Source organism: Paenibacillus sp. 598K (genome assembly GCF_003851045.1).
Classification (GTDB): Bacteria; Bacillota; Bacilli; order Paenibacillales; family Paenibacillaceae; genus Paenibacillus_D.
Window position 1 is genome coordinate 129,096 of record NZ_BFBX01000036.1, and the last position, 498, is coordinate 129,593.

Below are 498 nucleotides of genomic sequence, written 5' to 3' on the forward strand. Positions count from 1 at the left end.
GCAAGACGACGCTGCTCAAGGCGATCATGGGCCTTGCCTCGCTCACAAGCGGCGAGCTCAAGGTATTCGGCGGCCAGCCGCAGGATCACTACGACGAGATGGCCTTTATTACGGAAGAGGGCAGTTACCTGCCCTATATGACGCCCGTCGCTTACGGGGAGTTTCTCGCCGGTTTTTTCCCGCGCTTCGACCAGAAGCGTTACCTGGAGCTGCTGACGTACTACGAGATTCCGCTCGATCGCAAGCTGCGCACGTTCTCCAAGGGGCAGAAGCTGAAGGTGGAGATCAGCGCCGGGCTGGCCAAGTCGGCGCGGCTGATCGTCATGGACGAACCGTTCCAGGGCAAGGATTTGCTCAGTCGGCAAGCCTTTATCCAGCTCGCGGTTGCGCAGCTACAGGACGATCAGACGCTGGTCATCGCCACGCATCTGATCGGTGATATCGATAATTTGATCGACCGGGCGATCATCCTCCATCGCGGCCAGTTGGTGGCTGATG

1 protein-coding gene is annotated in these 498 nt (G+C 59.2%); it reads left to right on the top strand.

What is annotated here, in order from left to right; genetic code table 11:
• The coding region (locus PA598K_RS13175; protein ID WP_128657419.1) for an ATP-binding cassette domain-containing protein at positions 1 to 498 on the top strand (498 nt) is incomplete at both ends.